Origin of the sequence: Protofrankia sp. CiT1 (assembly GCF_917627335.1) — a bacterium.
Lineage (GTDB): Bacteria > Actinomycetota > Actinomycetes > Frankiales > Frankiaceae > Protofrankia.
Window position 1 is genome coordinate 50,973 of sequence record NZ_CAKJTP010000004.1, and the last position, 26,320, is coordinate 77,292.

Genomic DNA, 26,320 nt, shown 5'->3' on the forward strand with positions numbered 1-26,320 from the left:
GACATCCCCGGAGTCGACCACCCGGACACCGTTGTCGGCGAAGTCCGCCAGCCTGCCGAGCAACGCGATGCGGTCGCCGGGGGCGACGAACGTGTCGCGGCCCGGGCACACCTCCACCCGCCGCGCCCCCGGCCTGCGCAGCGCCACCGGTGTCAGGTTGCCGAAGACCTGCCGGAACGCCCCGGCCGTGCTGACCGGGACGTCCACCACCGTGAAGATCTCCGGCCCGAGCCGGAACGCGTGCCGCACGTCGGAGCTGATACAGGCCTCGACGAAGCTGGGGCCGGCCTTCTCCGCGAGGTTCAGCACGCGCGCGGCGGGAAGCGCCGCGCCGAGCTGGTCACCGAGCTGGGCGTTGGTGACCCGTACGACAAGCCGCAGCTCGGGCGCGATCTCGGTGGCGAGCAGCGCCGTCTCGAGGTTGTCGAGGTCGATGTCGTGGCAGGCGATCAGTGCCACCGCGCCGGTGATCGACGCCTGGCGCAGCGCGTCACCGGTGTGTACCGAGTCACTGAGGACGGGTACTCCCCACCGCTCAAGGCGGCGCCGCAGTGAGCCGACGTCGCGTCCCTCGATGACGACGACCGGCACTGCCGCCGCGTGCAACTGCTCGGCGATCCGGAAACCCAGGTCGTTCAGCCCACAGACGACGACGTGCCCGGACACCGGCCGGCCGGCCGGGTAGCGCCGCCCGGCCGGCCGGCCGGACACGACCCTCATCACGCCTCCACCTGCGCGTTACCTCCACCTGCGTGTTCGACCCGGCCGCTCTGGCCGCAGTATGCCGTCCCCGTGCCCGCTTCGGGCCGGGGCCAGCCGCGCCGGTAGGCGCCCCGATGTCGCCCGTTCGCCGGGCTTGTCGTCACGGGCGCTCCACCACAGGTGTTCAGATGAGCATCCATCTTTCCGAGCGTTCTACGAGCAGGCAACTTGCGTCTTCTCTTGTCAACTAATCTCTCCGTGGGGTATACATGTGCTGTCGGCAGGTACCGGAACCGCAGGTACCAGAACTTGAGACAGGAGACCCGCGATGTTGATGCGCACGGACCCCTTCCGCGAGCTCGACCGGTTGACCCAGCAGGTGTTCGGCACTCCCGCGCGGCCGGCCGCCATGCCCATCGACGCCTACCGCAGGGGTGACGCGTTTCTCATCCAGTTTGATCTTCCGGGTGTCGACTCGAAGTCGATCGACCTCACCGTGGAGCGCAATGTTCTTGCCGTCACCGCCGACCGCCCCGAGTCCCGGGAGTCCGAGGGCGTCGATATGATCATTTCCGAACGCCCCCGAGGCAGGTTCAGCCGGCAGCTGTTCCTCGGCGAGACCCTCGACACCGACAAGCTCACCGCGCACTACGACGACGGTGTGCTGACCGTGGTCATCCCGGTGGCGGAGCAGGCCAAGCCGCGCCGGGTGGAAATCTCCACGACCGCGGGCGGCCCGTCCCCCGTCCAGGCCTGACGGGGCTGGCCAGCGCGGGTGCGCCGGCTTCGCAGCCCGGGGGCATACTTCATGGCGACCTTCATGGCGGCGAAGCCGGTGGCACCCCGCGCCCGTGGGCGCGGTCGCCTGGCGCGCTCACGGGACGGGAGAACCACACGGGATGCCAGCGGCGGAGCCGTTCCGCGGGGCCGTACTGGACGCGGTGCTGGAACGGATCACCTATGCCAACGAGGAGACCGGGTATACCGTGGCCCGCGTCGACGCCGGTCGGTCCGGCGAGCTGGTCACGGTTGTGGGTGCGCTGCTCGGTGCGCAGCCTGGTGAGTCGTTACGCATGCGCGGGCGCTGGGGCTCACACCCGCAGTTCGGCAGGCAGTTCCACGTCGAGGACTACACGACCGTGCTGCCGGCGACGGTCCAGGGCATCCGCCGCTACCTCGGTTCGGGGCTTATCAAGGGAATCGGGCCGAAACTCGCCGAACGGATAGTCGAGCATTTCGGGGTCGATGCCCTCGACGTCATCGAACAACAGCCGGACCGGCTGATCGAGGTTCCCAAACTCGGGCCCAAGCGCACGAAGGCGATCGCGGCCGCCTGGGAGGAACAAAAATCGATCAAGGAGGTGATGGTCTTCCTCCAAGGCGTCGGGGTGTCCACCTCGCTCGCGGTGCGGATCTACAAGCAGTATGGCGACCGCTCCATCGAGGTGGTGCGCAAGGAGCCGTACCGGCTGGCAACCGACGTGTGGGGAATCGGTTTCCGGACGGCGGACACGATCGCCAAGGCCGTCGGGATTCCGCATGACAGCCCGCAGCGCATCAAGGCGGGCCTGGTGTTCACGCTGTCGGAGTCCACCGGGGACGGCAACTGTTTCCTGCCCGAACAGCGGCTGATCGCCGAGGCGATCAAGATTTTGCAGGTCGACACCGGAGCGGTGATCGAGTCTTTGGGCGAGCTCGTCGGCGAGGATGGCGTGGTCCGCGAGGAGGTCCCGGGGGAGGACCCGGCTGAGCCGACTGTCGCGATCTACCTGGTGCCCTTTCACCGGGCGGAGATATCGCTGGCGGGCCAGTTGCTGCGGTTGCTGCGGACGCGCAGTGACCGGATGCCCTCCTTCGCCACGGTCGACTGGGACACCGCCCTGGCCTGGCTGCGGGAGCGGACCCGAGCCGAGCTCGCACCGGCGCAGGAGGCGGCGGTGAAACTGGCCCTGACCGAGAAGGTCGCCGTGCTCACCGGCGGCCCCGGGTGCGGCAAGAGCTTCACCGTGCGGTCGGTCGTGACCTTCGCCCGCGCCAAGGGCGCGAAGGTGGTGCTCGCCGCACCGACCGGCCGGGCCGCCAAACGGCTGGCCGAGCTGACCGGTCACGAGGCGTCCACCGTCCACCGGTTACTGGAGCTGCGCCCGGGCGGGGATGCCGCCTACGATCGTGACCGGCCGCTGGACGCCGACCTCGTCGTGGTCGACGAGGCGTCCATGCTGGATCTCCTGCTGGCCAACAAGCTCGCCAAGGCCGTCCCGCCAGGGGCGCACCTGCTCCTGGTCGGGGATGTCGACCAGCTGCCCTCGGTCGGAGCCGGTGAGGTGCTGCGGGACCTGTTGGCCGCCGGTACGCCCGTTCCGCACGTGCGGCTCACCCATATCTTCCGGCAGGCGCGGGAATCCGGTGTCGTGACCAACGCGCACCGCATCAACAACGGGGAGCATCCGCTGGTACGCGGCCTGTCGGACTTCTTCTACTTCGCCGCCGACGAGACCGAGGACGCCGCGCGGATGACCGTCGACGTCGTCGCCCGGCGCATCCCGGCGAAGTTCGGGCTCGACCCGCGCCGGGACGTGCAGGTGCTCGCGCCGATGCATCGTGGGCCGGCCGGCGCCGGAGCGCTGAACACGCTGCTGCAGGAGGCGTTGACCCCGGCACGTCCGGATCTGCCCGAACGCCGGGCCGGCGGCCGGGTCTTCCGCATCGGGGACAAGGTGACACAGATCCGTAATAATTACGACAAGGGCGCCAGCGGCGTCTTCAACGGGACCCTCGGGGTCGTCACCGCGCTCGACCTCGACGAACAGAAGCTCACGGTGCGCACGGATGAGGAGGAGGACGTCGACTACGAGTTCACCGAACTCGACGAACTCGCGCACGCTTATGCCGTGACCATCCACCGTTCACAGGGCAGTGAGTATCCTGCCGTGGTCATCCCGGTCACCACCAGCGCTTGGATGATGTTGCAACGTAACCTGCTCTACACCGCTGTCACGCGGGCCCGCACGTTGGTGGTCCTGGTCGGGTCGCGCCGGGCGATCGGGCAGGCCGTTCGTACCGTGAGCGGCGGGCGCCGCCACACCGCGCTCGACCACAGGCTACGGGTGTCCGATCACTGAACGCGCGCAGGCGCGCGCGGACGGTTGCAAGCCGCCGAAAACGGTCGGGGACGCAGCCCGTACCCTGGGCAGCACGCGAAGCGTGTTCCTGGGTATGTCGTTCACCAACACACCGTTCGTCCATGCCATCCGATTACGATTTTTTCCATTTGTGGGGTAGTTGTGGGGAGTCGGAGCCGCGAACGACGGCAGGCCAAACAGCGGGCCCGTGACAACCGGGCCCGTGACAACCGGGCCAGGGCTGCCGATGCCCACCGGCCGGCTGGTCGTGATGCCGATGCCTACCAGCGGGACAGGGAGACCGCCGACCTCATGATCGGTGCGGCACTGCACGCATGGCAGGCGGAGGACAGCGCGCAGTTGTCCCGGTACGTCGCGCTGCTGACCGAGCCCCCGGCCTCCTCCAGCAGGCGCCGGGCCGTCGACCGTGCCCTGGTGGCCTGGCTGAATCGCCTGGTGGAAGAGGCGTGGGACCGCGGCTGGCAGCCGGCGGACGTCATGCGGGCCGTCAGCAGGGAGGCGGGCGCGCGCCCGGCGCGGCTGACCGTCGACGCGATCGCCGGTCAGCTGCGCCGGTATGCCACGGCCACCGTGGACGAGCGCTGGGAGGCACAGCTCGCGGCTGCCGAGGCCACCGTCTGGTGGGCCGATGACGACGGCTGGCTCGATGCCTGGGGCGAGCGCGAAGGCCAGGACCGGGCCGCGGCGGTTGGCTGCGCCCTGACGGTTCTCGGGGTGCTCAGTGCCCTGCCGAGGCTCGCGCGCCTGTGCCCCCCGCCCGGGACCGCGCGGCGCGGGACCCTGCACCCTGACCAGGCGGCCGGCCGTACGGCCGACGCGCGCATGCTCGACCGGGTCCGCGCGCTGCTGGCCAAGGCCGAGTCGACTGGTTTCGCGGAGGAGGCCGAGGCGCTGACCGCGAAGGCCCAGGAGCTCATGGCTCGCCACAGCATCGATTACGCCCTGCTGGCGGCCGAGACCGGCTCGCGCGCCGAACCGACCGGCCGCCGGATCGGCGTTGACAATCCTTATGAGACTCCCAAGGCGCTGTTGTTGGACAAGGTGGCCAGCGCGAACCGTTGCCGGGCGGTGTGGACGAAGAATCTCGGTTTCACCACGGTGCTCGGTTACGACTCCGATCTCGACAGCGTGGAGTTGCTCTACACGTCGCTGTTGGTGCAGGCGACCACGGCGATGACACGGGAGGGCTCCCGGCAGGACCGTTACGGACGGTCGCGGACCCGTTCGTTCCGCCAGTCCTTCCTCACCTCCTTCGCTATCCGGATCGGCGAGCGGCTGCAGGGCGCGACCGACCGGGCGGGGGCGGAGGCGGCCGCCGAGACGGGCCGGGAGCGGCTGCTGCCTGTTCTGGCCGCGCGGGACGAGACCGTCAGGGAGGCGATCCGGACGATGTTCCCGGACCTTGTGTCACGGCCGGTGACAGCGAACGACCAGGAGGGCTGGCTGTCAGGCCGGGCCGCGGCCGAGGTCGCCTCCCTGGCCGCCCGCGCCGAGGTGAGCGACACCCGGCCCGGCTGACCACCCGACCGGCGTCGCCGGGGCTCCTGCCCTCTGATAGAGATGTGTTGTCAAATCGTGTAATCAGTAAGAGGATATCTTTGCTGGCTGGTGAACGGCTGTTCCCGGCGCGGGCCAGCGTGTCCTCTGGGGCCTGCGAGCGTGTGCGCGAAGCGGTGATCGCGTGCCCGCCGACCCTCTGGCATGAAGGAGCTGGTCTGGTGCGTCGCACCCTGTTCGAACCTGAGCACGAGGAGTTCCGCGGGCTCGCTCGGACTTTTTTTGAGAAGGAGTGCGTCCCGCACAGCAGCGAGTGGGAGCAGGCCGGGGTCGTCGACCGAGAGGTCTGGCGCAAGGCCGGCCGGGCGGGTCTGCTGCTGTGGTCGGTCCCGGAGGAGTTCGGCGGCGCCGGGGTTGAGGACTACCGGTACAGCGTGGTTCTCACGGAGGAGTTCTGGGCCACCGGCAGCGTCGGTTGCGGTTTCGGGCTGCAGAACGACGTGATGCCGCCCTACATCATCAAGCTGACCACCGACGAGCAGAAGGCGCGCTGGCTGCCCGGCTCGGTGAATGGGGACATCATCTGGGCGCTGGCGATGAGTGAGCCCGGCGCGGGCTCGGATCTCAAGTCGATCCGTACGACCGCGCGCCGTGACGGTGACAGCTATGTCGTGTCGGGCTCGAAGACTTTTATCACCAACGGGCTGCTGTGCGACAAGGCGGTGGTCGCGGTCAAGACCGACCCGGATGCCGGTCACCGGGGCATCAGCCTGCTCGTCGTCGACGCGGATGCGCCGGGCTTCAGCCGGGGCCGCAAGCTCGACAAGATCGGCCAGAAGGCGCAGGACACCGCTGAGCTGTTCTTCGACGAGGTGCGGGTGCCCGCGTCGAACCTGCTCGGGCAGGAGAACCGCGGCTTCTACCACCTGATGGAAAGCCTCGGGACGGAGCGGCTCGGCGCCGGGGTGAGCGCCGTCGCCATCATGAAGCGCGCGCTGGCGCTGACCGTGGAGCAGGTACGTACCCGCAAGGCGTTCGGGACGACGATCGGCTCGTTCCAGAACACGCGGTTCGAGCTGGCCGCGGTCAGGACCTTGTGCGATGTCGCGCAGGCCTACGTGGACACCGCTGTGCGCGCCCACCTCGACGGTGCGCTCAGCGCGGTCGACGCCGCCGGTCTCAAGCAGTGGACGACCGACACCCAGTGCGAGGTGGTCGACCGCTGCCTGCAGCTGTTCGGCGGCTACGGCTACATGAACGAGTACGAGATCGCCCGGCTGTGGCGGGACGGCAGGGTGCAGCGGATCTACGCCGGCTCCAACGAGGTCATGAAGGAGATCGTGGGCCGGTCACTTGATCTTGATGGAGACTGACGGGTAATGGCGACTGACCGGTATCGGGCGCCGGCCGTCGGGCGGCGGGCATGACGCTCACCACCGCCCACTGGCCGGCCGACACCGGCGTCGCGTTGTGCGAGATGCCGGTCGGTGACTGGTTGCGCCAGGTCGCCGACCGGCATCCGGACCGGCCCGCGTTACGCTGGCAAGATGATCTTGGTATTGCCACCGTGACCTACGCCGAGCTGGTGGATCGTGCCGCCGCCGTGGCGGCCGGCCTGCTCGGCGTGGTGGCACCGGGGGACCGGGTCGCCCTGTGGGCGCCCAACTGCCCCGACTGGGTCGTGGTGCAGTGCGCCGGCGCGCTCGCGGGCACCGTACTCGTACCGATCAACACCTCGCTGCGGGACGAGGAGGTCAGCCACGAGTTGCGCCAGTCCGGCGCGCGGCTCATTATCGCGGCCGCCGAGCACCGAGGTTCCCCGTTACGGGAGCGTGCGCGGGCCCTCGCCGACGAGCTGCCCGGCCGGCCGGTGCGGGTCGTGGCGCTTGAGGAGCTGGCGCGTGCGCTGCCGCCGCGTCCGGGGCCGCTGCCCGTGGTCTCCCCCGCGGCACCTTTTCTCATCCAGTACACCTCGGGGACGACAGGGCGGCCCAAGGGCGCTGTGCTGTCCCACTTCGCCGTGCTCAACACCGGCCGGATCGCCGGGCGCGTCTTCGCCGGTCCGCTGGTGTGGTGTTCCGGGCTGCCGCTGCACCATGTGGGCGGTTCGGTGTCCGGGGTGCTGATGACGTTCGCCTCGGCGGGGACGATGGTCCTGTCCCCGGGCTTCGAGCCGGCGCGCACCCTGTCGCTGATCGAGCGGGCGCGGGTCACGGCGCTCGGTGCCGTCCCGACGATGCTGTACGACCTGCTGGCCTACCCCGGCCTCGCCCGGTACGACATCAGCAGCCTTCAGGTCATCCAGACCGGTGGCACGACAGTGCCACCGGCACTGATCCGCCGTACCGAAGCCGTGCTCGGCTGCCGCGTCGTCATCTCCTACGGCCAGTCCGAGGCGCCGAACGCAACCGCCTGTCTTCCCTCGGACAGTGATCTGGTGAAGGCCGAGACGCTGGGGCGGGCGTTACCGCGGCGCGAGGTGCGGATCATCCGGCCGGGCACCGAGGGGACCACCGCGGACCTGGGCGAGCACGGTGAGCTGTGGATCCGCTCGCCGTTGAACATGAGCGGCTACCACGACGATCCCGAGGCCACCAGCCGGACGCTCGACGCCGAGGGCTGGCTGCACACCGGTGACCTGTGCGCCATGGACGCGGCCGGGATCCTGCGGATCCACGGACGCATCCGGGACGTCATCATCCGCGGCGGGGAGAACATCTACCCGCGTGAGGTCGAGGAAGCGCTGCTGGACCACCCCGGGGTGGTGGACGCGGCGGTGGTCGGCGCGCCCGACGAGCGCCTCGGCGAGGTTCCGGTCGCGTTCGTCGTGCCCGCTGCCGGCAGCGCCACCACCGCCGACGAGCTGGCCGCGTTCGCGCGGTCCCGGCTCGCCTACTTCAAGGTGCCGGTGGACTGGCATGTCGTCGACGACCTTCCCCGGACGGCATCGGGCAAGGTGCGCAAGTTCCTCCTGCGGGAGACGATCGCGCAGGAGTCACCGCGCGAGAGCTAGGGCGTGTCTGACGGATGGTGGTCGATCCATCGCCGCGGCCAGCCAGGCACGATCGCTGGGATCTTTCTGCCCGAGGCCTGCGCGGACGGTAGCGGTGGACGCATTGTGTGATCACACTTACTCTCGGTAGTGGGTCAGTCTGGACTGGAAACGTTGCCGTGAATGGGTCAGCGGCCCTGCCGGCCCCGGTCCCGGGGTTTCCCGGCCAGCTCGGCGGAGGGGGATCGCAACATGCACAGAACGCTGATTGTTGCCAAAATCGAACCCGGTTCCCAGCAGGATGTCGCGCGTATCTTCGCGGAGTCAGACACCACCGGTCTGCCGCGTGCGGCCGGTGTCGTCCACCGTTCCCTTTACTCCCTCGGAGATCTCTACATACATCTTCTGGAAACCGTCGACGACGGTCGCCGGACGGTTGAGAACGCACGTGGCCACGAGGAGTTCAAGCGTGTCAGCGACCGCCTGACGCAACATATTCGGCCGTATCTGAAGACATGGCGTTCGCCCGCGGACGCGATGGCCCACTGCTTTTACACCTTTGAGAGCACACCCCGGGGGGAGGCCGCGTGAAGAGCGCCACCGCCACGGCGACGGCCGCCGCCTGGACCCGTTGCGGATCCTGCGCGGCGCTCGTCTACGGCCGGCGGCTGGCCCGCAACCTGCTCGTGTGTCCCGAATGCGGTCACCACGACCGGCTCACAGCGCCGCAACGGGCCGATCAGCTTTTCGACACGGGCAGTTTCACGCCCTTGCTGGTCGAACCCGTTCCCTTTGACATCCTGGACTTCACCGATACCCGGCCCTACCGCCGGCGCTGGGAGGCCGCACGCCAGGAGACGGCACTGCCCGAAGCGGTGCTGTGCGGTAGGGCAGAAATCGGCGGCTACCCGCTCGTCGCGGCCGTCATGGATTTCCGTTTTCTGGGCGGCAGCCTCGGTTCGGCGGTCGGGGAAATGATTACCCTCGCGATCGAACATGCCGCGGACGAGGCGCTCGCGCTGCTCATCGTGGCGACCTCCGGCGGCGCTCGGATGCAGGAGGGGTGCCTGTCGCTGATGCAGATGGCGAAGACCGGCATTGCCGTCCAGCGGCACCGGGAACGGGGCCTGCTGTCCATCAGCCTGGTGACCGACCCCACCTACGGTGGGGTGGCGGCATCGTTTGCGACGAACACGGACGTGATCGTCGCTGAGTCCGGGAGCCGGATGGGTTTCGCCGGCCCCCGCGTCATCCGCCAGACCATCGGGCAGGAGCTTCCCGCCGAGTTCCAGAGCAGCGGGTTTCTCGCCAGCAAGGGGCAGGTCGACATCGTCGCCGACCGGGCGGACCTGCGGACATGCCTGAGCCGGCTGCTCGCTGCCGGGCATCGCGCGCGGGGGGCTGCCGGCCCGCCCGCTGGCCCGTCCGCCGGGGGAGCAGCGAGCGGGCCAGCGAGCGGGCCAGCGGGCGTGGTCATCACCGACCCGGAGCGGCTGGTCCAGCGGGATCCGTGGGAGACGGTACGGCTCGCCCGCGACATCGACCGCCCGACCGTGCGGGACTATCTCGCCCGTTCCTTCGACTCGTTCGTCGAGCTGCACGGAGACCGCCTGTACGGCGACTGCCGCGCGGTGGTCGCGGGCCTTGCGGAGATCGACGGACTCGCCGTGGCGGTCATCGGGACAGCGAAGGGACACTCGACCGCGGACCTCATCGCGCACAACTTCGGCATGCCGCAGCCCGAGGGCTACCGCAAGGCCATGCGCGTGATGTCGCTGGCGGCCCGCCTCGGCCTGCCCGTGGTGACCTTGATCGATACCCCTGGCGCCTACCCCGGCCGCGAGGCCGAGGAAAGAGGCCAGGCGTCCGCGATCGCGCACGCCATCCAGTGGATGTCGGCGCTCGCGACCCCGATCATCGCTGTGATCACTGGTGAGGGCGGTAGCGGCGGCGCACTCGCGCTGGCTGTCGCGGACCGTGTTCTGGTGGCGGAGAACGGTGTCTTTTCCGTCATCAGCCCGGAGGCCTGCTCGGCGATCCTGTGGAACGACGCCCAGGCGGCGGCTCAGGCGGCGCGTGCGCTCGGCCTGACCGCCCCGTCGTTGTTGCGCCTGGGCATCGTCGACGGGGTGGTGCCGGAGCCGCTCGGGGGAGCGCAGGCGGATCATGCCGGCGCCGCGGACCTGCTCCGGGCCGCGGTGGGAGAAACACTGCGGCCGCTGATGCCGGTACCGAGGGCCGAACTCGTCAACGCTCGGCGCGCGCGGTTCCGCCGGTTCGGCCAAGCGGCGGTGGCGGTCCCAGCCTCGGTCCCGGCGCCGCTGCCCCTGCCCGCGCCACGGGAAAAGGAGACGGCCGCATGAGAACGGGTAGCACGACCGATCAGCGCCAGCACGTTCTGGGCTGTCTGCACGAGCATGCCAGGCGGCTGGCCGATGAACTGCCGGCAGGCCTTGGCCGTATCCGGGTCTGCTCTGGCGATGTGGCCATCGAGGTCGAATGGTCGCGGGCCGCCCTCACGGCAGCTGTGCCGGCCCAGCTGGAACCGGCCGCCACACTCGTCTCGGTGCTCGGCCCCACCGGTCCCACCGGCCCCGCCGGCCCCGGCGAACTCGCGGACGCCGGGGCCGGGCATGTGGTCGCCGTCTCCGCGCCGATTGTCGGGACCTTCTATCACGCCCCCGAGCCGGGGGCCGAGCCCTATATCACCGTGGGGAAGGTCATCGAGGCTGGCGCGACCATCGGCATCGTCGAGGCAATGAAACTGCTGAACCCGGTGACCGCGGATACCGGCGGAACAGTGACCAGGATCTGCGTTGAGAACGGGGAATCGGTCGAATTCAGCCAGGTGCTCGTTGAGATCACGCCGCGCCAGTGACGGACCGACGGGCGCGGCACCATGGCAGCACCGTCTCGCTCGGCGGCGCCGGGGGCGCCTTTCCCTTTTCCCGCGGGGGTAATGGAGTTGTTCCAGAAAATTCTCATCGCGAACCGAGGCGAGATCGCGTTGCGGGTCGCCCGGGCATGCCGCGAGCTCGGCGTCCGGACAGTCGCCGTCTACTCGACCGCGGACGCCGATTCTGTCGTCCGGCGGTACGCCGATCAGGCGGTGTGTATCGGGCCACCGCCGCCACGGCGCAGCTACTGCAATGTCGCGGCCATCGTGGAAGCGGCCAGGATGACGGAGGCAGATGCCATTCATCCTGGCTATGGGTTCCTGTCTGAGGATCCGGATTTCGCCGAGATCTGCGCGGACAACGGTCTGGTCTTCATCGGCTCCCCACCGGAGGTGATGGCGTCGCTGGGCGACAAGAACGCGGCGCGTGGCCTGATGCGCCAGGCTGGGCTGCCCCTGCTCACCGGCAGCACGGATGTCGCCCGCAGCGCGGCGGACGTCCGCGACATCGCCGACGCCATCGGTTATCCCGTCATTATCAAGGCCGTTGCCGGCGGTGGCGGCCGCGGCATGACCGTTGTCTGGTCGGCCGCGGAGCTGGCTCGGGCCTACACCCGGACACGCGCCGCGGCGCGGGCCGTGTTCGGCGACGACCGGATCTACGTCGAACGCTTCCTGGAACGGGCACGCCACGTCGAAGTGCAGATACTCTGCGACGCGCACGGTGGGGGCATCCACCTCGGCACCCGTGACTGCTCGGTCCAGCGTCGTCACCAGAAGCTGGTCGAGGAGGCGCCGGCACCCGAACTCGATCCCGATCGGGTGGCCGAGATGTGCCAGGACGCCGTGCGCGGGGCGCTCTCGGTCGGTTTCACTGGTCTTGGCACGGTCGAGTTCCTGGTCGACGAGGACCAGAACCACTACTTCATAGAGATCAACAGCCGTATCCAGGTCGAGCACCCGGTGACCGAGATGGTGACGGGCTGTGATCTTGTCCACGAGCAGCTGTACGTGGCGAGCGGCACGCCGCTGCGGCTGCGCCAGGATGACGTCGCCCCGCGCGGCGTGGCGGTCGAGTGCCGGGTCAACACCGAGGACCCCGACCGCGGGTTCGCGCCCGCTCCGGGGCTGCTCGAGCGGTTCACCCCGCCGGCCGGCCCGTTCGTCCGGGTCGATACCCACGGTTTCCCCGGCTATCGGGTCAGCCCGCACTACGACTCGTTGCTGGCCAAGGTGTCGGTCTGGGCGCCCAGCCGGGCCGAGGCGCTGAGCCGGGCCGAACGCGCCCTGGGTGAGTTCGACGTCGCCGGCCCCGGCGTGGCCACCACCATCCCCTTCATCAAACGGGTGCTGACCGACACCGAGTTCCGGAAGGGGCTGTACTCGACCGGCCTGGTCGACCGCATGGTCACGGACTAGGGCGTGGCTGAGGGTGACTGCCCGCGCCGCCTCGCGATGCACGCGCTCAGCCCCGCTCCTTGATCCACACCCCTGTTGCCGGGCGCTTCGAGGGGCTCCGGCGGTAGGGCGTTCGATCAGGGCGCGGCGTCCGGGTGGATGGATCGCGAGCCGGACAGCCCTGTTGTCGGAGCCTCTTACTGAAAAGGATACGATGATGAGCGCGGAAACCACCGGAAATACTCGGGTAGTCGTGACACCCGCACAGATAGCGGAGATTCTCGTCACGAAGGCCGGTATGGATCCGGCTATTTTCTCCGGGAATCCAGACAGCTCTCTTCAGAATCTTGAGATCGACTCCTTGGCTGTACTCGAACTACAGGCTGTGATCGTTGAGAGGTTTGGGGTAGAGATTCCCGACGAGGCCATCACCATGACGCTCGGAGAAATCGCCGCCGTTGTCAACGAATGCTTTGAGGAGGTCTCCTGAAAATGTCTGGACATACCCAGAACTCAGTGTTCATAGCCGCGCCATTCGATGTTGTCTGGAGCGCCACCAACGATGTCGAGAAATGGCCTGGCCTCTTTACGGAGTATGCCTCGGCCGAGATTCTGGAGCGGCGGGGAAACACGGTGCGTTTCCGGCTGACCATGCATCCGGACACGGACGGGCGGGTCTGGTCATGGGTGAGCGAGCGGACGGCCGACCGCGACCGTCGGGAGGTGCGCGCGCACCGCGTCGAGCCGGGCCCCTTCCGGTACATGAACATCTACTGGACGTATGAGGAGGCCGACGGCGGTGTGCGGATGCTGTGGGTACAGGACTTCGCCATGCGCCCGGACGCTCCGGTTGACGACGAGGCGATGACCGCCCGAATCAACATCAATTCGCTGATCCAGCTGGAGGTCATCCGGGACAAGGTCGAACAGCTGGCGGCCGGTGGGGCCGACGTGGCCGGGGCTGGCGTGGCCGGCACGGCCCGCGACATCCGCGCATGACGAGCGAGAAGGGATCGAGAGGCATGGCCGTCACATCCCACTGTGGGCATGTTGCCGCTCGTGACGTGCCGGCGGACCGGCGCCGCGGCGGAGAGCTGCGCGTGCTGCTCGGCCCGCGGACCGTCGGCAGCACGTCCGGCTTCATGGGCGTGGCCACTTTGTTGCCCGGTGAGAGGATCACCGAGCATTACCATCCATACAGTGAGGAATTCCTGTGCGTCACGCATGGTGCGATTACCGTGGACTGCGATGACGAGCCCGTGGTCATCGCGTCCGGCGAGGGGCTCTACATCCCGGTCGGGATGCGGCACCGGCTGCGCAACACCGGGACCGAACAGGCCTCGGTGGTCTTTCACCTCGGTCCGCTCGCCCCCCGCCCCGAACTCGGGCACGTGGACACCGAGAGCCCGGCCGCCGAGGGCCCGGCCGCCGAGAGCCCCGCTACCGAGAGCCCCGCTACCGGCAGCCCGGTAACAGACCCGGTGGCTTTGTGATGGTCGCCTCCCGGCGCGTGGCCGTGACCGGGGTGGGTGTGGTGGCACCGGGCGGGGTGACCCGGCCGGCATTCTGGTCGACGGTCACCGAAGGGCGTACCGCCACCCGCCGCATCACCTTCTTCGACCCGTCGCCGTTCCGCTCCCGGGTCGCGGCCGAGTGCGATTTTGATCCGGTGGCGGCCGGCCTGTCCGCCCGGCATACGCGGCGATCCGACCGGTACATCCAGTTCGCCCTCGCCGCCGCGGCGGAGGCGGTCGCCGACAGCGGGATCGTCTTCGACGAGGACACCGCGAACGCGGCCGGCGTCGCGATGGGTACGGCGGTCGGCGGTACCACGGCGTTGGAAACCGAGTACGTCGTGGCCAGCGACAGCGGCCGGGAATGGCTGGTCGATCCCGACCATGCCGCTCCGTTCCTGTATCAGGCTCTGCTGCCGAGCAGTCTCGCGGCCGACGTGGCGGCCTGGTTCCAGACACACGGCCCCGCGCAGGTCGTCTCGACCGGCTGCACCTCCGGGATCGACGCCATCGGTTACGGCTACCAGCTCGTCATGGACGCGGAGGTGGATGTCATGATTGTCGGCGCTTCGGATTCCCCGATCTCGCCGGTCACGCTGGCGTCGTTCGACGCGATCAAAGCGACGTCGCCGGACGACTCCGACCCCGCGCATGCCTCCCGGCCCTTCGACCGGGACAGGCAGGGCTTCATCCTGGGCGAGGGCGCCGCCGTCCTCGTCCTGGAGGAGATGGGACACGCGCTGCGCCGGGGAGCCCGCGTCTACTGTGAGGTCGCCGGGTTCGCCACCCGGGGAAACGCCTTCCACATGACCGGCCTGCGGCCTGACGGCGCGGAGATGGCGGTCGCCATCGGTGACGCGCTGGCCCAGGGACGGCTGGCGCCGACGGATGTCTCCTACATCAACGCTCATGGTTCGGGCACCAAGCAGAATGACCGCCACGAGACAGCCGCCTTCAAACGCGCCCTCGGCGAGCACGCCTACCGGATACCGATCAGTTCGATCAAGTCCATGGTTGGCCATTCGCTCGGCGCGATCGGCGCCATCGAGATGGCCGCCTGCGCGCTGGCGATCGAGCACGGGGTGGTGCCGCCCACGGCGAACTGGGCGAACCGCGATCCCGAATGCGATCTCGACTACACGCCGAACACAGCGCGGGAGCAACAGGTCGACGTGGCGCTGTCGGTCGGCAGCGGTTTCGGTGGATTCCAGTCGGCCATGGTCTTCGCCCGGCCGCGGGAGGCCGGGCGATGACGCGCCAGGCGGCCGCGCCGCGCGCGGTCGTGACCGGCATCGGGATCGTCTGCGCGAGCGGCGTCGGCGCGGACACCTACTGGAAGACGGCGCTGTCCGGCGAGAGCCGGATTGAACGGATCTCCCAGTTCGACCCGTCCCGGTACGCAACCACCCTTGCCGGGGAGATCGACGGCTTCCAGGCCGCTGACCACATGCCCAGCCGGTTCGTGGTGCAGACCGACCGGTGGACCCAGCTGGCGTTCTGCGCGGCGGGCCAGGCGCTCGCCGACGCCGAGATCGATCCGGCGGCCCTCGATCCGTACGAGATGTCGGTGGCACTCGCGAGCGGTTCCGGCGGGAATGTCTTTGGCCAGCGTGAGCTCCAGCGGCTGTGGAGCTCACCGTCGCGCACGGTCGGCGCCTACCAGTCGATCGCCTGGTTCTACGCGGCCACGGTTGGCCAGTTGTCGATCATGTATGGCATGAAGGGGCCGTCGGCGGTGCTGGTTGCCGAGAGCGCCGGCGGTCTGGACAGCCTCGCCCATGCCGCGCGGCTGGTCCGCCGCGGCACCCCGGTGGTGCTCGCGGGCGGGACCGAGGCCCCGCTGTCCCCGTATGCGCTCACCTGCCAGCAGCACAACCACGCGATGACCGCCCGGACCGACCCGGCGCGGGCGTACTGCCCGTTCGACGTGGACGCGGATGGTTACGTGCCCGGGGAGGGGGGCGCGGTGCTCGTCGTCGAGGACCTCGGCCACGCGCTGGCCCGCGGCGCGCCCGTCATCTACGGGGAGATCGCCGGTGCCGCCGCCACGTTCGACGGGCGGCCCTGGCGGCCCTGGCGGCGGGGAGCCGAGGGGGACGTGGAGCAGTACGCGCGTGCCATGACCATGGCATTGCGGCGGGCCGGCGTACGTCCGGGTGAGGTTGACGTCGTCTTCCCCGACGCGCTTGGCCTGCCCGCCGCGGACCGGGACGAATGCGCCGCCATGCGGGCGGCATACGGCTCGGCGTCACCAGCCGTCACCACGCAGAAACCTCTGGTCGGACGGCTTTACCAGGGTGGGGCCGCGCTGGACGCGGCGACCGCGCTGCTGGCCATGCGTCACGATCTTCTTCCGCCCACCGCGGGTACCCGCCGGCCGGCGCGGGGATGCCGGCTCCACTTCGTGTCCGAGGTGACCCCCACACCGGTGTTCACCGCGATGGTCAACGCCCGTGGACTGGACGGATTCAACACCTCCCTCGTGCTGCGCCGGTGCCCGGAGATCGACCTGAACGCGGTCCCGGCCGCTGGCACACGCCCGCGGCCCCAGCCGGAAAAGAAAGGGGACAACCAGCGATGACCAGCCCCGAGACGGCCGGCGGCGGCGCCGGGAGCGACACGGTACGGACGCTGCTGCGGATGCGCGCCACTGCCGGCCGTGAACACGAGTTCGAAAACGCCTGGCGGAAGGCGGCCGAGGTCATCAGCACGGTGCCCGGTAACATCCGCCAGGACCTCATGCGCGACCCGGATCTTCCTCGTGAATATGTGATCGTCGCGGATTGGGAGAGCCGGGCGGCGCTTGACGCCTTCGGGCGCAGCCCGCGCCGGGACCATCTCACCACGGCCCTGCGGGACCTGCGCGATGATGCGGACCGCCATACCTACCAGATCCTGCAGACCCTGGCCGGACGGGAACCGGCGGTGCGTGTGCTGGTCACCACAACCGTGCCCGCGGGTGAGGAGGCAGTCTTCGAACAGGCCTTCCTCGACGTGGCGGCGGCGATGCGCGGTGTTCCCGGCCACCTCCGGGAAGAGCTTCTGCACGAGCCCGGAACGCCCACATACCACCTGCTCGCCGAATGGACGTCGAAGGCCGCGTTCCTCGACTGGGTACAGGATCCGCGTCATACCGATCGGACCAGGGAGCTCCTTCCCTACCTCAACCGCGGGTTCTCCCGCCGTGTCTTCACGATCGCGGCCCGGCCACCGGAGCCGGCAGCGGGCCCGGCACCGGATCCGGCCACGGCCGCCTCTCCGCTCACCGTTATCGGCGCCGGTAACGCGGCCGGTAACGCGGCCGCGCCGACGGCGCCGGGCAGGCGGCGGGAGCCGCGCGCGACAACCGACGTGCTGGTGGTCGGCGCGGGACCGACCGGGCTGACCCTGGCCATCGAGCTGGCCCGCCGCGGGGTCGCGTGCCGGCTGGTGGACAGCAACGCCAAGCCGCCGGGCCGGGCGGACAAGGCCATCGGGGTGCACTGCCGGACCATGGAGATCTGGGAGGACATGGGCCTCGCCCGCGCGGCCATCGATACCGGCATCTGGTTCAACGGCCAGATCGTCATCGTGAACGGACGCCAGACGCACCGGGTCGAATGGAATCATCCGGAGCTGCCATACGCCCACCTCGGACTGCCCCAGTACGAGACGGAACGGCTCCTCGTCGACCGCCTGAGTACCTTGGGCGGTTCGATTGAGCGGGGCCTGGAACTACACACCGTCACCCAGGACAGCGCGAACGTGGTCGCTCACCTGTCCACCGCCGACGGAGCGCGGGAAACGGTGCATGCCAAGTACATCGTCGGTTGCGACGGCGCGCACAGCGTCGTCCGCCGGGAGCTGGGGCTGTCCTTCAACGCCGGGGCCGGGCGGTTCCCGCAGCTGTTCATGCTCGCCGACCTCGACGTCGACTGGGCGATGCCCGAGGGGTACCTGCTGCGTTTCATGCACATGACCGACGGTGAGCTCGACGGGATGCTGGTGTGCGTGCCGCTGCGGGGCACGGGCCGCTACCGGATGGCGACCATGGCGCCGCCGCGCGTCATGGCGGAGGCGGCCCGCACCGAGGTGCCGCCCGGCTTCACCAAGGAGTACGAACCGCCGACACTGGCCGATTTCCAGGTCGCGCTCGACCGGCTCGCCCCGGCCGGCACCACCGGCCGCAACCTCCGCTGGTCGTCGATCTTCCGGATCAGCCACGGGATCGTCGACCGGTACCGGGTCGGCCGGGCCTTCGTCGCGGGCGACGCCGCGCATCTGCACCCGCCCGCGGGCGGCCAGGGCATGAACACCGGGATCCAGGACGCCTACAACCTCGGCTGGAAGCTCGCGCTCGCGGTGAACGGGCACGCCGGGGCCGGGCTGCTCGACAGCTACGAGGCCGAGCGCCGCCCGGCCGGACAGGCGGTCATGGACCGCGCCGTCCGGGTGGCGTTCACCGACGAGATGGACAACGCCGACGAAAAGGCACAGTTCCTCGAGGAGATGCAGCTGACCCTGACCTATCGGGGCACCCCCGGGGTCGGCGAGGCGCTCGGCTGGGATGCGCCCGACCGGGGACCGGCCGCCGGGGATCGCGCGCCCGACGTACACGGCCTGACCCGCCGCGGTGTCGGGCACCCCATGCGCCTGTTCGAACTGACCCACGGGATCTCGCACACCCTGCTGATCTATACCGACGCCAGTACGACCGAGGAGGACCTGCGCGGCTACGAGAAGACGGCTGGCGCGATCCAGCACCGGTTTCCCGAGCTGGTCACCATCTACCTGGTCCGGGACCCCGACGCCCCACGGCCGCCAGCGGTGGGCCTGCCCGTCGTGTACGACACCGGCCGACAGTGGCGCGCCGCCTACGCCGCCGCCGGACCGTGTGCTTACCTGATCCGTCCGGACGGGCACGTGGGCTTCCGGACCAGGCCGGTCCTTGCCGGCGCCCTCGAGGACCATCTGCGTGCCGTGTTCGGCGATGGCCGGCAGTCCCGGGAGTGATCCCGGGTGTCCCGGGCGTCGACGGGGCGCAAGAAACATGATCGTGTCGTCGTTGGCCTGGAGCCCGGCCCTGGGCAACGGGAGATGCGACAGGGGAGGGAGCTGGCATGGAACGTGGGAAAGGCCGTCACCGACGGCTGCGGGTCGCGGTGTGCGGGGCCGGCGCGGCGGGGATGACCAGCGCGCTCGCCCTTGCGCGCCAGGGGCATGCGGTCACCCTCTTCGAACGGGACGCGGCCGCTCGGCCGGCACAGGTCGGTGCGGCCGCCGGCTGGCGACGGACCGGGGTCGCGCAGCTGCACCAGCCGCACGCTTTTCTCGCCCGTGGCTGCGCCGAACTGCTTGCGGGGCTGCCCGACGTGGTGGCGGCGCTGCACGCGGCCGGTGCGGTGGAGGCCGCGCTGCCACACGGGCTGGTGTCCTTCCTATGCCGGCGCAGCACGGTGGAGTGGGTGCTGCGCCGGCTGGTCGAGGCCGAGCCCGGCATCAGCGTCCAGCTCGAGGCCGTGCGGCGGGTCGAGGCGCACAGGGGGAGCGTCGACGTGGTACGCCTGGGTGACGGCAGCGCGCATCCAGCGGATCTCGTGGTCGACTGCGGTGGCCGGCGCGGCGCTCTCACGACGGAGATGCTCGCTGAAGAGGTCTTCGACGAGCCGGCCAACGAGACGTACCGGTCACGCCGCTACCGGCTGCGGCCAGGATGCCAGTTCGCCGCGGTCAACCGCGGGGTGATCGGGGTCGAGGAGGGCGACGGCTACTCGTTCCTGGTCTTCCCACACGACGCGGGGACGTTCACCGTCACGTTCGTGCACCTGCCTGAGGACAAGGCGCTGGCGGGTCTGCGGGCGGTGCCCGCCTTCGAGGCGGCCGCGCGCATGGTTCCGCTCGGCGCGGCCTGGACCGACCCCGCGTTCGCCGAACCGATCTCGGATGTCATGGTCATGAACGGCCTGCGCAACGTGTTCCGTCCGCCGGGCCCGGCCAGGCCGCTGGGCCTGCACGCGATCGGCGACGTCGTGTGCACCACCAACCCGCATTTCGGTCGAGGTATCTCGCTGGCTGTGGCGCACGCTCTCACGCTCGCCCGCGCGGTCGCCGAGGATCCGGCCGACCCCGAACTGTGGCGTGACCGGGTCGACGCCTGGGTCCACGGTGAACTGTGGTCGTGGTTCGATGACGCCCGGTCGCTGGACCGGTCGCGTACCGTGCTCTGGCGGGCAGCTATGGCCGAGACCGACCCGGCCGCTGCCACCGCTGGGGCCATTCCGGCGATGAGCCCCCCGAGCCCGGCCGCCGTGCCGCGGCTCATGGTGCTTGCCGCGGCCGGCGTCGATCCGGTGGTGGCGCGGGCGGTGTTCCGCCACATGCATCTGGCCGCCGCGCCGGAGGAGCTCAACGCGGTGCAACCGCGGGTGTCCGAGCTACTTGCCGCGGGCTGGCGCCCGCGGCGGCCGGCCGGTCTGCCGACCAGGCAGGAGATCGTCGAGGTCGTTCGCGCGGTCAGGGCGCCGGCCATGTGACCGGGGGCGGGCCGCCCGCGGGCAGGGCGATCGCGGTGATGATCAGTCCGTTGCGGGCCAGCCAGCGGCCCGCGAACTCGGTCAGTTCATGACCGGCGAGGATCGGGCCGGCCACCAGCAGCCGAGCGTGGAAGGTACCGGTGGGTTCGGCGGTGATGAGCGCGTCGTCAAAGCCAAGCCAGCGTCTGGCCAGTGGGAACCATGCTTTGTACACCGACTCCTTGGCGCTGAACAGCAGCCGGTCCCAGCACACCTCGGGGTGACGTGATGTTCGCTGGTCGAGCCAGGAACGCTCCTCGGCCAGCGCGACCTGGTCGAGGACGCCCGGCGGCACACCCTCGTTGGGTTCGGCATCGATACCGATCGTGACGATATCGGCGGACCGGGACACGGCGGCCGCCCGGTATCCAGCACAGTGCGTGATACTGCCGACGACTCCGGCGGGCCATCGCGGCTCGCGCCGGGGACCGGGCAGGATCGGTGCCGGCGGCAGGCCGAGCCTGGCGAGCGCACGGTGGGCGCATACCCGGGCGGTGGTGAACTCCCGGCGCCGTTTGTCCACGGACCGCGCGAGGGTCGCCTCCTCCTCGGCGAACAGCACGGCGTGCGGGTCGTCGGTGAACGCCTCGACCGCGACCGCGCTGGCGGGCAGCAGCGTCTCAAGCAGGGCGGTCTCACGCATGCGGATCCGATGCATGCCGCTTCGGGACGCTCCAAGCCGAGGCGTACTGGTCCGGCGCCGGCAGAATCTGGCGCGGGACATTGCGCGGCATGTTCCACCGGCTCCATTCCCGCGGGTAACCGACCGAAACCTCCTCGAACCGGACGCCGTCATACCAGGTTGTCCGCGGGATATGAAGATGGCCGTAGACGACGGCTGTGGCCCGGAAGCGCAGGTGCCAGTCGGCGGTGCTCTCGGTGCCGCACCACTGCGCGAACTCGGGGTAGCGCAGCACATCTGTCGGGCCGCGTACCAGCGGGAAGTGGTTCACCAGCACGGTCGGCAGGCTCCGCTCGCGGGCGGCGAGCCGGTCGCGGGTGTGCGCGACCCGAAACCGTGACCATGCGTCCACGCCCGGGTATGGGTCGGGATCGAGCAGGAACTCGTCCGAGCACATCACGCCGGACTCGCGGGCCACGGCGAGCCCTTCCTGCTTGGTGCGGGTGCCCGCCGGGCGAAACGTGTAGTCGTAGAGCAGGAACAGCGGTGCGACGGTCACGGGGCCGCCGGCGCCTGTCCAGACGGGGTAGGGGTCCTCCGGGGTCAGCACACCAAGGCCGCGGCACATCTCCACCAGGTACTGGTAACGCCGTTCGCCGGTCAACCGCACCGGGTCTTTTCGCGGCGTCCACAGCTCGTGGTTACCGGGAACCCAGATCACTGTGGTGAACCGGCTGCTCAGCAGCGTCAGCGCCCACTCGATGTCCGCGGCGACCTCACCGATGTCACCAGCGACGATCAACCAGTCCGCGGCCGACTCCGGCCGGAGCTCCTCGACGATCTGGCGGTTCTCGGTATAGGCGACATGTAAATCACTGATGGCCAGTAATTTCCCAGCCGCGGCCCGGGATGCGGTCACCGGTCCGACTTTACTGTTTTAGCGCCGTTCAGGCGTTGACCGCCACCGGGCCGGCTGGTCCGCGTGGCCACGGGGAAGCGAGGGACGGACGCTCCCGCTCCACACCCACCCGGTCTACAGCGAGCGACATATGCGGCAGTACATCCTTGCCTTCGAGAAAGCGGCGGCTGCTTTCTACACGAAGACCCCGACGCTCTGAGAGCGTGTTTGAGATCGGGCTTTCGATCAGTGAGCCGTGTCCAGGCGCCCCCTGGCAAGGCGGAAGGCCGAAGCGATACCGGATGAGTTGTATCGGTGTGGCCGACAACGCGGCCAGGGGGCACCTGGGCGCGGTGAGCCGGAATGACGATCTCAAACACGCTCTGAGCGCGCGACAGGACCAGCGGTCGCGCACTCTTCGGCCGGGAAGGCCGCGGTCCAGGAGCGCTGCCAGAGATCAGCCGCCGCGGCGGTTGGTGCGCTTCGGGGCGGTGACCTTGTTGGCGACGCTGTTGCCGAACTCGTCGACGAGGCCGGCCCGGCGCAGCGCGTCGGCGAGGGCGCCAGTGGGCGCGCTCGGCTCCCCACGGCGGGGGCGGGGCTGCGCGGCGCGGGGCTGCGCTGTTCCCCGCGGCTGTGTTCCCCGCGGCTGTGCGGTCTTTCGTGGCTGCTCGCCGCGAGACGGGTTGCCACGGGGTGAGCCGCCGCGGCTGGCATCGTCGTCGAGACGCAGGGTCAGCGAGATGCGTTTGCGGGGGATGTCGACGTCGAGCACCTTCACCCGCACGATGTCACCGGGCTTCACCACGTCGCGAGGGTCGGCGACAAAGGTCCTCGACATCGCCGAGACGTGCACGAGGCCGTCCTGGTGCACACCGACGTCGATGAAGGCGCCGAATGCCGCGACGTTGGTGACCACACCCTCCAGCACCATGCCCGGGGTGAGGTCGGCAAGAGTGTCGACGCCCTCGGCGAAGGTGGCGGTCCGAAACGCCGGGCGCGGGTCGCGGCCTGGCTTCTCCAGTTCCGCCACGATGTCGGTGACGGTCGGCAGGCCGAAGGTCTCGTCGACGAAGTCCGCGGGCCGCAGCGCACGCAGCGCGGCGGTGCTGCCGATCAGCGTCGTGATCTCGCTGCCGGTCGACGCCAGGATGCGGCGCACCACCGGATAGGCCTCCGGGTGCACGCTGGAGGCGTCGAGGGGGTCGTCCCCGTCCCGGATGCGCAGGAAGCCGGCGCACTGCTCGAACGCTTTCGGGCCGAGCCGAGGGACCTCGGTGAGCGCCCGGCGTGAGCGGAACGGGCCGTTGGCGTCACGGTGGCGCACGATGTTCTCCGCGAGGCTGTCGCCGATCCCGGACACGCGTGTCAGCAGCGGGGCCGAGGCGGTGTTGACGTCGACCCCGACGGCGTTCACCGCGTCCTCGACGACCGCGTCGAGCGAGCGGGATAGTTTGATCTCGGACAGGTCGTGCTGGTACTGGCCGACCCCGATTGATTTTGGATCGATCTTGACGAGTTCCGCCAGCGGATCCTGCAGGCGGCGCGCGATCGACACCGCGCCACGCAGCGAGACGTCCAGCTCGGGCAGCTCGCGGGAGGCGTAGGCCGAGGCCGAGTAGACCGAGGCCCCGGCCTCCGACACGATGACCGGGGTGAGCGCCAGTTCGGGATGCAGCCTGGCCAGCTCGCTGGCGAGCTTGTCGGTCTCCCGGGACGCGGTGCCATTGCCGATCGCGATCAGCTTGACGCCGTGCTGGGCGGCGAGGCGGGCGAGCACGGCGATCGACTCGTCCCAGCGCCGCCGCGGCTCGTGTGGGTAGATCGTCTCGGTGGCGACCACCTGGCCGGTCGCGTCGACCACCGCGACCTTCACGCCGGTCCGCAGGCCCGGGTCGAGCCCCATGGTCACCTGGGCGCCGGCGGGCGCCGCGAGCAGGAGGTCACGCAGGTTGACGGCGAACACTCCCACCGCGGTGTCCTCGGCCGCCTGCCACAGGCGCATCCGCAGATCGATGTCGAGATGGACGAGGATGCGCGTGCGCCAGGCCCAACGGACCGTGTCCACCAGCCAGCGGTCGGCCGGACGGCCCAGGTCGGCGACGGCGAAGCGGTCGGCGATCGCCAGCTCGTAGTCGCCCGGCGCCGGGGCCTCCCGCGGCGCGGCCTCCTCGGCAGCCTCCCCGTCCGGTTCCAGGGTGAGATCGAGGATCTCCTCCTTCTCACCGCGGAACAGCGCGAGGATCCGGTGCGAGGGCAGCGTGGTGAAAGGCTCGGCGAAGTCGAAGTAGTCGGCGAACTTGGCACCGGCGTCCTGCTTGCCGTCGCGCACCCGGGAGGTGAGCCGGCCGCGCGCCCACATCCGCTCGCGCAGCGTCCCGATCAGGTCGGCGTCCTCGGTGAACCGTTCGACCAGGATCGCGCGGGCGCCGTCCAGCGCGGCGGCGGCATCGTCGACCCCACGCTCGGCGTCGACGAAGGCGGCCGCGGCCGCCTGCGGGTCGAGCGCCGGATCACCCAGCAGCGCCTCGGCCAGCGGTTCGAGGCCCGCCTCCCGGGCGATCTGTGCCTTGGTACGGCGTTTGGGCTTGTAAGGCAGGTAGATGTCCTCCAGCCGCGCCTTCGAGTCGGCGGCCATGATCTGTGTCTCGAGGGCATCGTCCAACTTGCCCTGCGAGCGGATCGACTCGAGGATCGCGGTGCGCCGTTCCTCCAGCTCACGCAGGTAACGCAACCGCTCCTCAAGGGTGCGCAGCTGCGTGTCGTCGAGTGTCCCGGTTGCTTCCTTGCGGTAGCGGGCGATGAACGGCACGGTGGCCCCGCCATCGAGCAGGTCCACGGCCGCGGTCACCTGACCCTCACGCACGCCGAGCTCCTCGGCGATCCTGCGATGAACCGACGTCGTCACAATCCTGATCCACCTTCGCGCTGGGGTCCGAAGCATTCGTGACCAGCTTGCCTGATCATCGGCTGGGTTCGTGTGTCAGTTTCCCGTGCCCGCTGTTCCCGTACCGATCGCCGGCCCGGTGCGCATTGAATAGAGTGGTATCAGCCGGGATGTGGTAGCGGGATCCGCTCGCTGAGCCCCGCGAGGTCGGGCTGGCCGTCGCGTACCGCCTGACGCGGCCGATTCCCATTCCGCGCTACGGCCGCGGTGGATGGGGTATCAGGTGACGTATGTGGACGGGCTGGCGGATGACGGTTGCGGTCCGCCGTTCCCCCCCGATCTCGCGGAACAGGCGGTCGACGCTCTCGACTCCGTGCTCAACCTGGCGCCTGAGCGGAGCCGGCTGCTGCTCGCCTACCTCGTGGAACGCAGGCTGGGGCGCCGGCTGCAGGTAGCCGACTACGGGACCAGCCGGCAGTGGTTCATCGGGCTTGTCGACGCCTGCGCCCGGCAACCGGCGGGTATCGCGGCACTCGCGGCGGAGGTCAGCCAGCTCGAGCCGGACAGTCCGGCTGCGGGGGTGCTGCGCCGGCTGTCGGGGGGCGATGCGGACGCCGTCGGCGAGCCGGCCGCCGCCCGACAGCCGGCACCGCCCCAGCCCCGTCCGGAGAGGTTCACCGGCGCGGAGGTGTCCGAGCTGGCAAGCGTCTTCCACCAGGCGCACGCCGCCCGGCAAATCCTCGCCGCCGCCGGCCTGCCCGCCGACCGGCAACCGGTCTGGTCCGTAGCACTGACCTCGCGGGAGTTCTGGACCGAGGTCGACGTCCTGCTTGCCGCCGGAGTCCTGATCGACGGCCGGCGGCGCGTTCTCGCGGCGGCGGCCCGGCTTTTTCCCGCCAATCCCGTCTTCGCCGGCTGGTAGCACGATCAACAGGGAGCGTCCGGTATTGGACAGAGCGTTAGAGCGCCCGGCAATAGGGGTGTGGATCAAGGAGAGGGGCTGGGGTGCGTACATCGCAAGGCGGCGGAGGGAGTCACCCTGGTGTTGGGTGGCGACCGACGACAACGCGGTGAGGTGCGTGCCCCAGCCCCGCGACGCCGCGTCCCTATTGCCGGTCGCTCTTAGCTTGGGCGGTGCTGAGTGTGCATACTTTTCCGCGTACTGTTACGAAAGTGTCATCTCGGTGACAGATATGCGCCGAATGTGCATATTTTCCATG

21 protein-coding genes are annotated in these 26,320 nt (G+C 69.9%); 17 read left to right on the forward strand and 4 right to left on the reverse strand.

The genetic code is table 11. From position 1 onward, the window contains the following. The coding region (locus MJ785_RS01620; RefSeq protein ID WP_239379942.1) for an NAD-binding protein at positions 1-720 on the reverse strand (720 nt) is incomplete at its 3' end. A gap of 310 nt (positions 721-1,030) precedes the next feature. Here MJ785_RS01620 and MJ785_RS01625 point away from each other — a divergent pair. From MJ785_RS01625 to MJ785_RS01700, 16 genes are all read left to right on the forward strand, one after another. Next, complete coding sequence (locus MJ785_RS01625; RefSeq protein ID WP_239308111.1) at positions 1,031-1,459, forward strand: Hsp20/alpha crystallin family protein; 429 nt, start codon at positions 1,031-1,033, stop codon at positions 1,457-1,459. Positions 1,460-1,601: 142 nt separating this feature from the next. Further along, the gene (locus MJ785_RS01630; RefSeq protein WP_239379943.1) at positions 1,602-3,824 is read left to right on the forward strand and encodes an ATP-dependent RecD-like DNA helicase; all 2,223 of its coding nucleotides are present in this window, start codon (positions 1,602-1,604) and stop codon (positions 3,822-3,824) included. 162 nt (positions 3,825-3,986) lie between these two features. Further along, entirely contained in the window at positions 3,987-5,363 is a 1,377-nt protein-coding gene (locus MJ785_RS01635; RefSeq protein ID WP_239379944.1) for a DUF2786 domain-containing protein, read from the forward strand. A 200-nt stretch (positions 5,364-5,563) separates the two neighbouring features. After that, positions 5,564-6,715, forward strand: coding sequence for an acyl-CoA dehydrogenase family protein (locus MJ785_RS01640; protein WP_239333871.1), 1,152 nt, complete (start codon positions 5,564-5,566; stop codon positions 6,713-6,715). Positions 6,716-6,765: 50 nt separating this feature from the next. Next, entirely contained in the window at positions 6,766-8,355 is a 1,590-nt protein-coding gene (locus MJ785_RS01645; RefSeq protein WP_239379945.1) for a class I adenylate-forming enzyme family protein, read from the forward strand. A 231-nt stretch (positions 8,356-8,586) separates the two neighbouring features. After that, entirely contained in the window at positions 8,587-8,925 is a 339-nt protein-coding gene (locus MJ785_RS01650) for a TcmI family type II polyketide cyclase (protein ID WP_239308116.1), read from the forward strand. Next, positions 8,922-10,697, forward strand: coding sequence for an acetyl-CoA carboxylase carboxyltransferase subunit alpha/beta (gene accA / locus MJ785_RS01655; RefSeq protein ID WP_239308117.1), 1,776 nt, complete (start codon positions 8,922-8,924; stop codon positions 10,695-10,697). Before MJ785_RS01650 ends, accA begins: the two co-directional genes overlap by 4 nt. Then, positions 10,694-11,212, forward strand: a complete 519-nt coding sequence (locus MJ785_RS01660) for a biotin/lipoyl-containing protein (RefSeq protein ID WP_239346873.1) — start codon at positions 10,694-10,696, stop codon at positions 11,210-11,212. The genes accA and MJ785_RS01660 overlap by 4 nt, the downstream gene beginning before the upstream one ends. An 87-nt stretch (positions 11,213-11,299) precedes the next feature. Further along, positions 11,300-12,649 (forward strand): acetyl/propionyl/methylcrotonyl-CoA carboxylase subunit alpha, encoded by a 1,350-nt coding sequence (locus MJ785_RS01665; protein WP_239308129.1) that lies wholly within the window; start codon positions 11,300-11,302, stop codon positions 12,647-12,649. A 193-nt stretch (positions 12,650-12,842) separates the two neighbouring features. Beyond that, positions 12,843-13,118, forward strand: coding sequence for an acyl carrier protein (locus MJ785_RS01670; RefSeq protein WP_239379946.1), 276 nt, complete (start codon positions 12,843-12,845; stop codon positions 13,116-13,118). 2 nt (positions 13,119-13,120) lie between these two features. After that, positions 13,121-13,627, forward strand: coding sequence for an SRPBCC family protein (locus MJ785_RS01675; protein WP_239346872.1), 507 nt, complete (start codon positions 13,121-13,123; stop codon positions 13,625-13,627). Positions 13,628-13,650: 23 nt separating this feature from the next. After that, positions 13,651-14,121 (forward strand): cupin domain-containing protein, encoded by a 471-nt coding sequence (locus tag MJ785_RS01680; protein ID WP_239308121.1) that lies wholly within the window; start codon positions 13,651-13,653, stop codon positions 14,119-14,121. Beyond that, the gene (locus MJ785_RS01685) at positions 14,121-15,395 is read left to right on the forward strand and encodes a beta-ketoacyl synthase (protein ID WP_239308130.1); all 1,275 of its coding nucleotides are present in this window, start codon (positions 14,121-14,123) and stop codon (positions 15,393-15,395) included. The genes MJ785_RS01680 and MJ785_RS01685 overlap by 1 nt, the downstream gene beginning before the upstream one ends. After that, on the forward strand, positions 15,392-16,723 hold the full coding sequence (locus MJ785_RS01690; protein ID WP_239308122.1) for a beta-ketoacyl synthase N-terminal-like domain-containing protein: 1,332 nt from the start codon (positions 15,392-15,394) through the stop codon (positions 16,721-16,723). Before MJ785_RS01685 ends, MJ785_RS01690 begins: the two co-directional genes overlap by 4 nt. Continuing rightward, a complete protein-coding gene (locus MJ785_RS01695) occupies positions 16,720-19,134 on the forward strand; it encodes an FAD-dependent monooxygenase (protein WP_239379947.1) in 2,415 nt (804 codons plus the stop codon). Before MJ785_RS01690 ends, MJ785_RS01695 begins: the two co-directional genes overlap by 4 nt. Before the next feature lie 107 nt (positions 19,135-19,241). After that, complete coding sequence (locus MJ785_RS01700; RefSeq protein WP_239379948.1) at positions 19,242-20,654, forward strand: FAD-dependent oxidoreductase; 1,413 nt, start codon at positions 19,242-19,244, stop codon at positions 20,652-20,654. Here the strand turns inward: MJ785_RS01700 and MJ785_RS01705 are convergent. The 3 genes from MJ785_RS01705 to MJ785_RS01715 all read right to left on the reverse strand — a co-directional run bounded on the left by MJ785_RS01705 (position 20,635) and on the right by MJ785_RS01715 (position 25,157). Next, positions 20,635-21,336 carry a 4'-phosphopantetheinyl transferase gene (locus MJ785_RS01705; RefSeq protein ID WP_239308125.1) on the reverse strand — a complete coding sequence of 234 codons (702 nt, stop codon included), beginning with the start codon at positions 21,334-21,336 and terminating at the stop codon, positions 20,635-20,637. The genes MJ785_RS01700 and MJ785_RS01705 overlap by 20 nt on opposite strands. Further along, positions 21,329-22,234: a metallophosphoesterase gene (locus MJ785_RS01710; protein ID WP_239308126.1), complete on the reverse strand. Its 906-nt coding sequence runs from the start codon at positions 22,232-22,234 to the stop codon at positions 21,329-21,331. Before MJ785_RS01710 ends, MJ785_RS01705 begins: the two co-directional genes overlap by 8 nt. A gap of 436 nt (positions 22,235-22,670) precedes the next feature. After that, the gene (locus tag MJ785_RS01715; RefSeq protein WP_370652844.1) at positions 22,671-25,157 is read right to left on the reverse strand and encodes a Tex family protein; all 2,487 of its coding nucleotides are present in this window, start codon (positions 25,155-25,157) and stop codon (positions 22,671-22,673) included. Between the two features lie 226 nt (positions 25,158-25,383). On the opposite strand from MJ785_RS01715, the gene MJ785_RS01720 reads away from it, so the two are divergent. Continuing rightward, positions 25,384-26,022, forward strand: a complete 639-nt coding sequence (locus tag MJ785_RS01720; RefSeq protein ID WP_239379950.1) for an effector-associated domain EAD1-containing protein — start codon at positions 25,384-25,386, stop codon at positions 26,020-26,022. Positions 26,023-26,320: the final 298 nt, after the last annotated feature.

Coding starts and splice junctions, on each gene's coding strand:
- MJ785_RS01625 (WP_239308111.1), top strand. CDS start 1,031: ATGTTGATGCGCACGGACCCCTTCCGCGAGCTCGACCGGTTGACCCAG.
- MJ785_RS01630 (WP_239379943.1), top strand. CDS start 1,602: ATGCCAGCGGCGGAGCCGTTCCGCGGGGCCGTACTGGACGCGGTGCTG.
- MJ785_RS01645 (WP_239379945.1), top strand. CDS start 6,766: ATGACGCTCACCACCGCCCACTGGCCGGCCGACACCGGCGTCGCGTTG.
- MJ785_RS01650 (WP_239308116.1), top strand. CDS start 8,587: ATGCACAGAACGCTGATTGTTGCCAAAATCGAACCCGGTTCCCAGCAG.
- MJ785_RS01660 (WP_239346873.1), top strand. CDS start 10,694: ATGAGAACGGGTAGCACGACCGATCAGCGCCAGCACGTTCTGGGCTGT.
- MJ785_RS01670 (WP_239379946.1), top strand. CDS start 12,843: ATGATGAGCGCGGAAACCACCGGAAATACTCGGGTAGTCGTGACACCC.
- MJ785_RS01675 (WP_239346872.1), top strand. CDS start 13,121: ATGTCTGGACATACCCAGAACTCAGTGTTCATAGCCGCGCCATTCGAT.
- MJ785_RS01680 (WP_239308121.1), top strand. CDS start 13,651: ATGGCCGTCACATCCCACTGTGGGCATGTTGCCGCTCGTGACGTGCCG.
- MJ785_RS01685 (WP_239308130.1), top strand. CDS start 14,121: ATGGTCGCCTCCCGGCGCGTGGCCGTGACCGGGGTGGGTGTGGTGGCA.
- MJ785_RS01690 (WP_239308122.1), top strand. CDS start 15,392: ATGACGCGCCAGGCGGCCGCGCCGCGCGCGGTCGTGACCGGCATCGGG.
- MJ785_RS01695 (WP_239379947.1), top strand. CDS start 16,720: ATGACCAGCCCCGAGACGGCCGGCGGCGGCGCCGGGAGCGACACGGTA.
- MJ785_RS01700 (WP_239379948.1), top strand. CDS start 19,242: ATGGAACGTGGGAAAGGCCGTCACCGACGGCTGCGGGTCGCGGTGTGC.
- MJ785_RS01705 (WP_239308125.1), bottom strand. CDS start 21,336: ATGCGTGAGACCGCCCTGCTTGAGACGCTGCTGCCCGCCAGCGCGGTC.
- MJ785_RS01715 (WP_370652844.1), bottom strand. CDS start 25,157: ATGCTTCGGACCCCAGCGCGAAGGTGGATCAGGATTGTGACGACGTCG.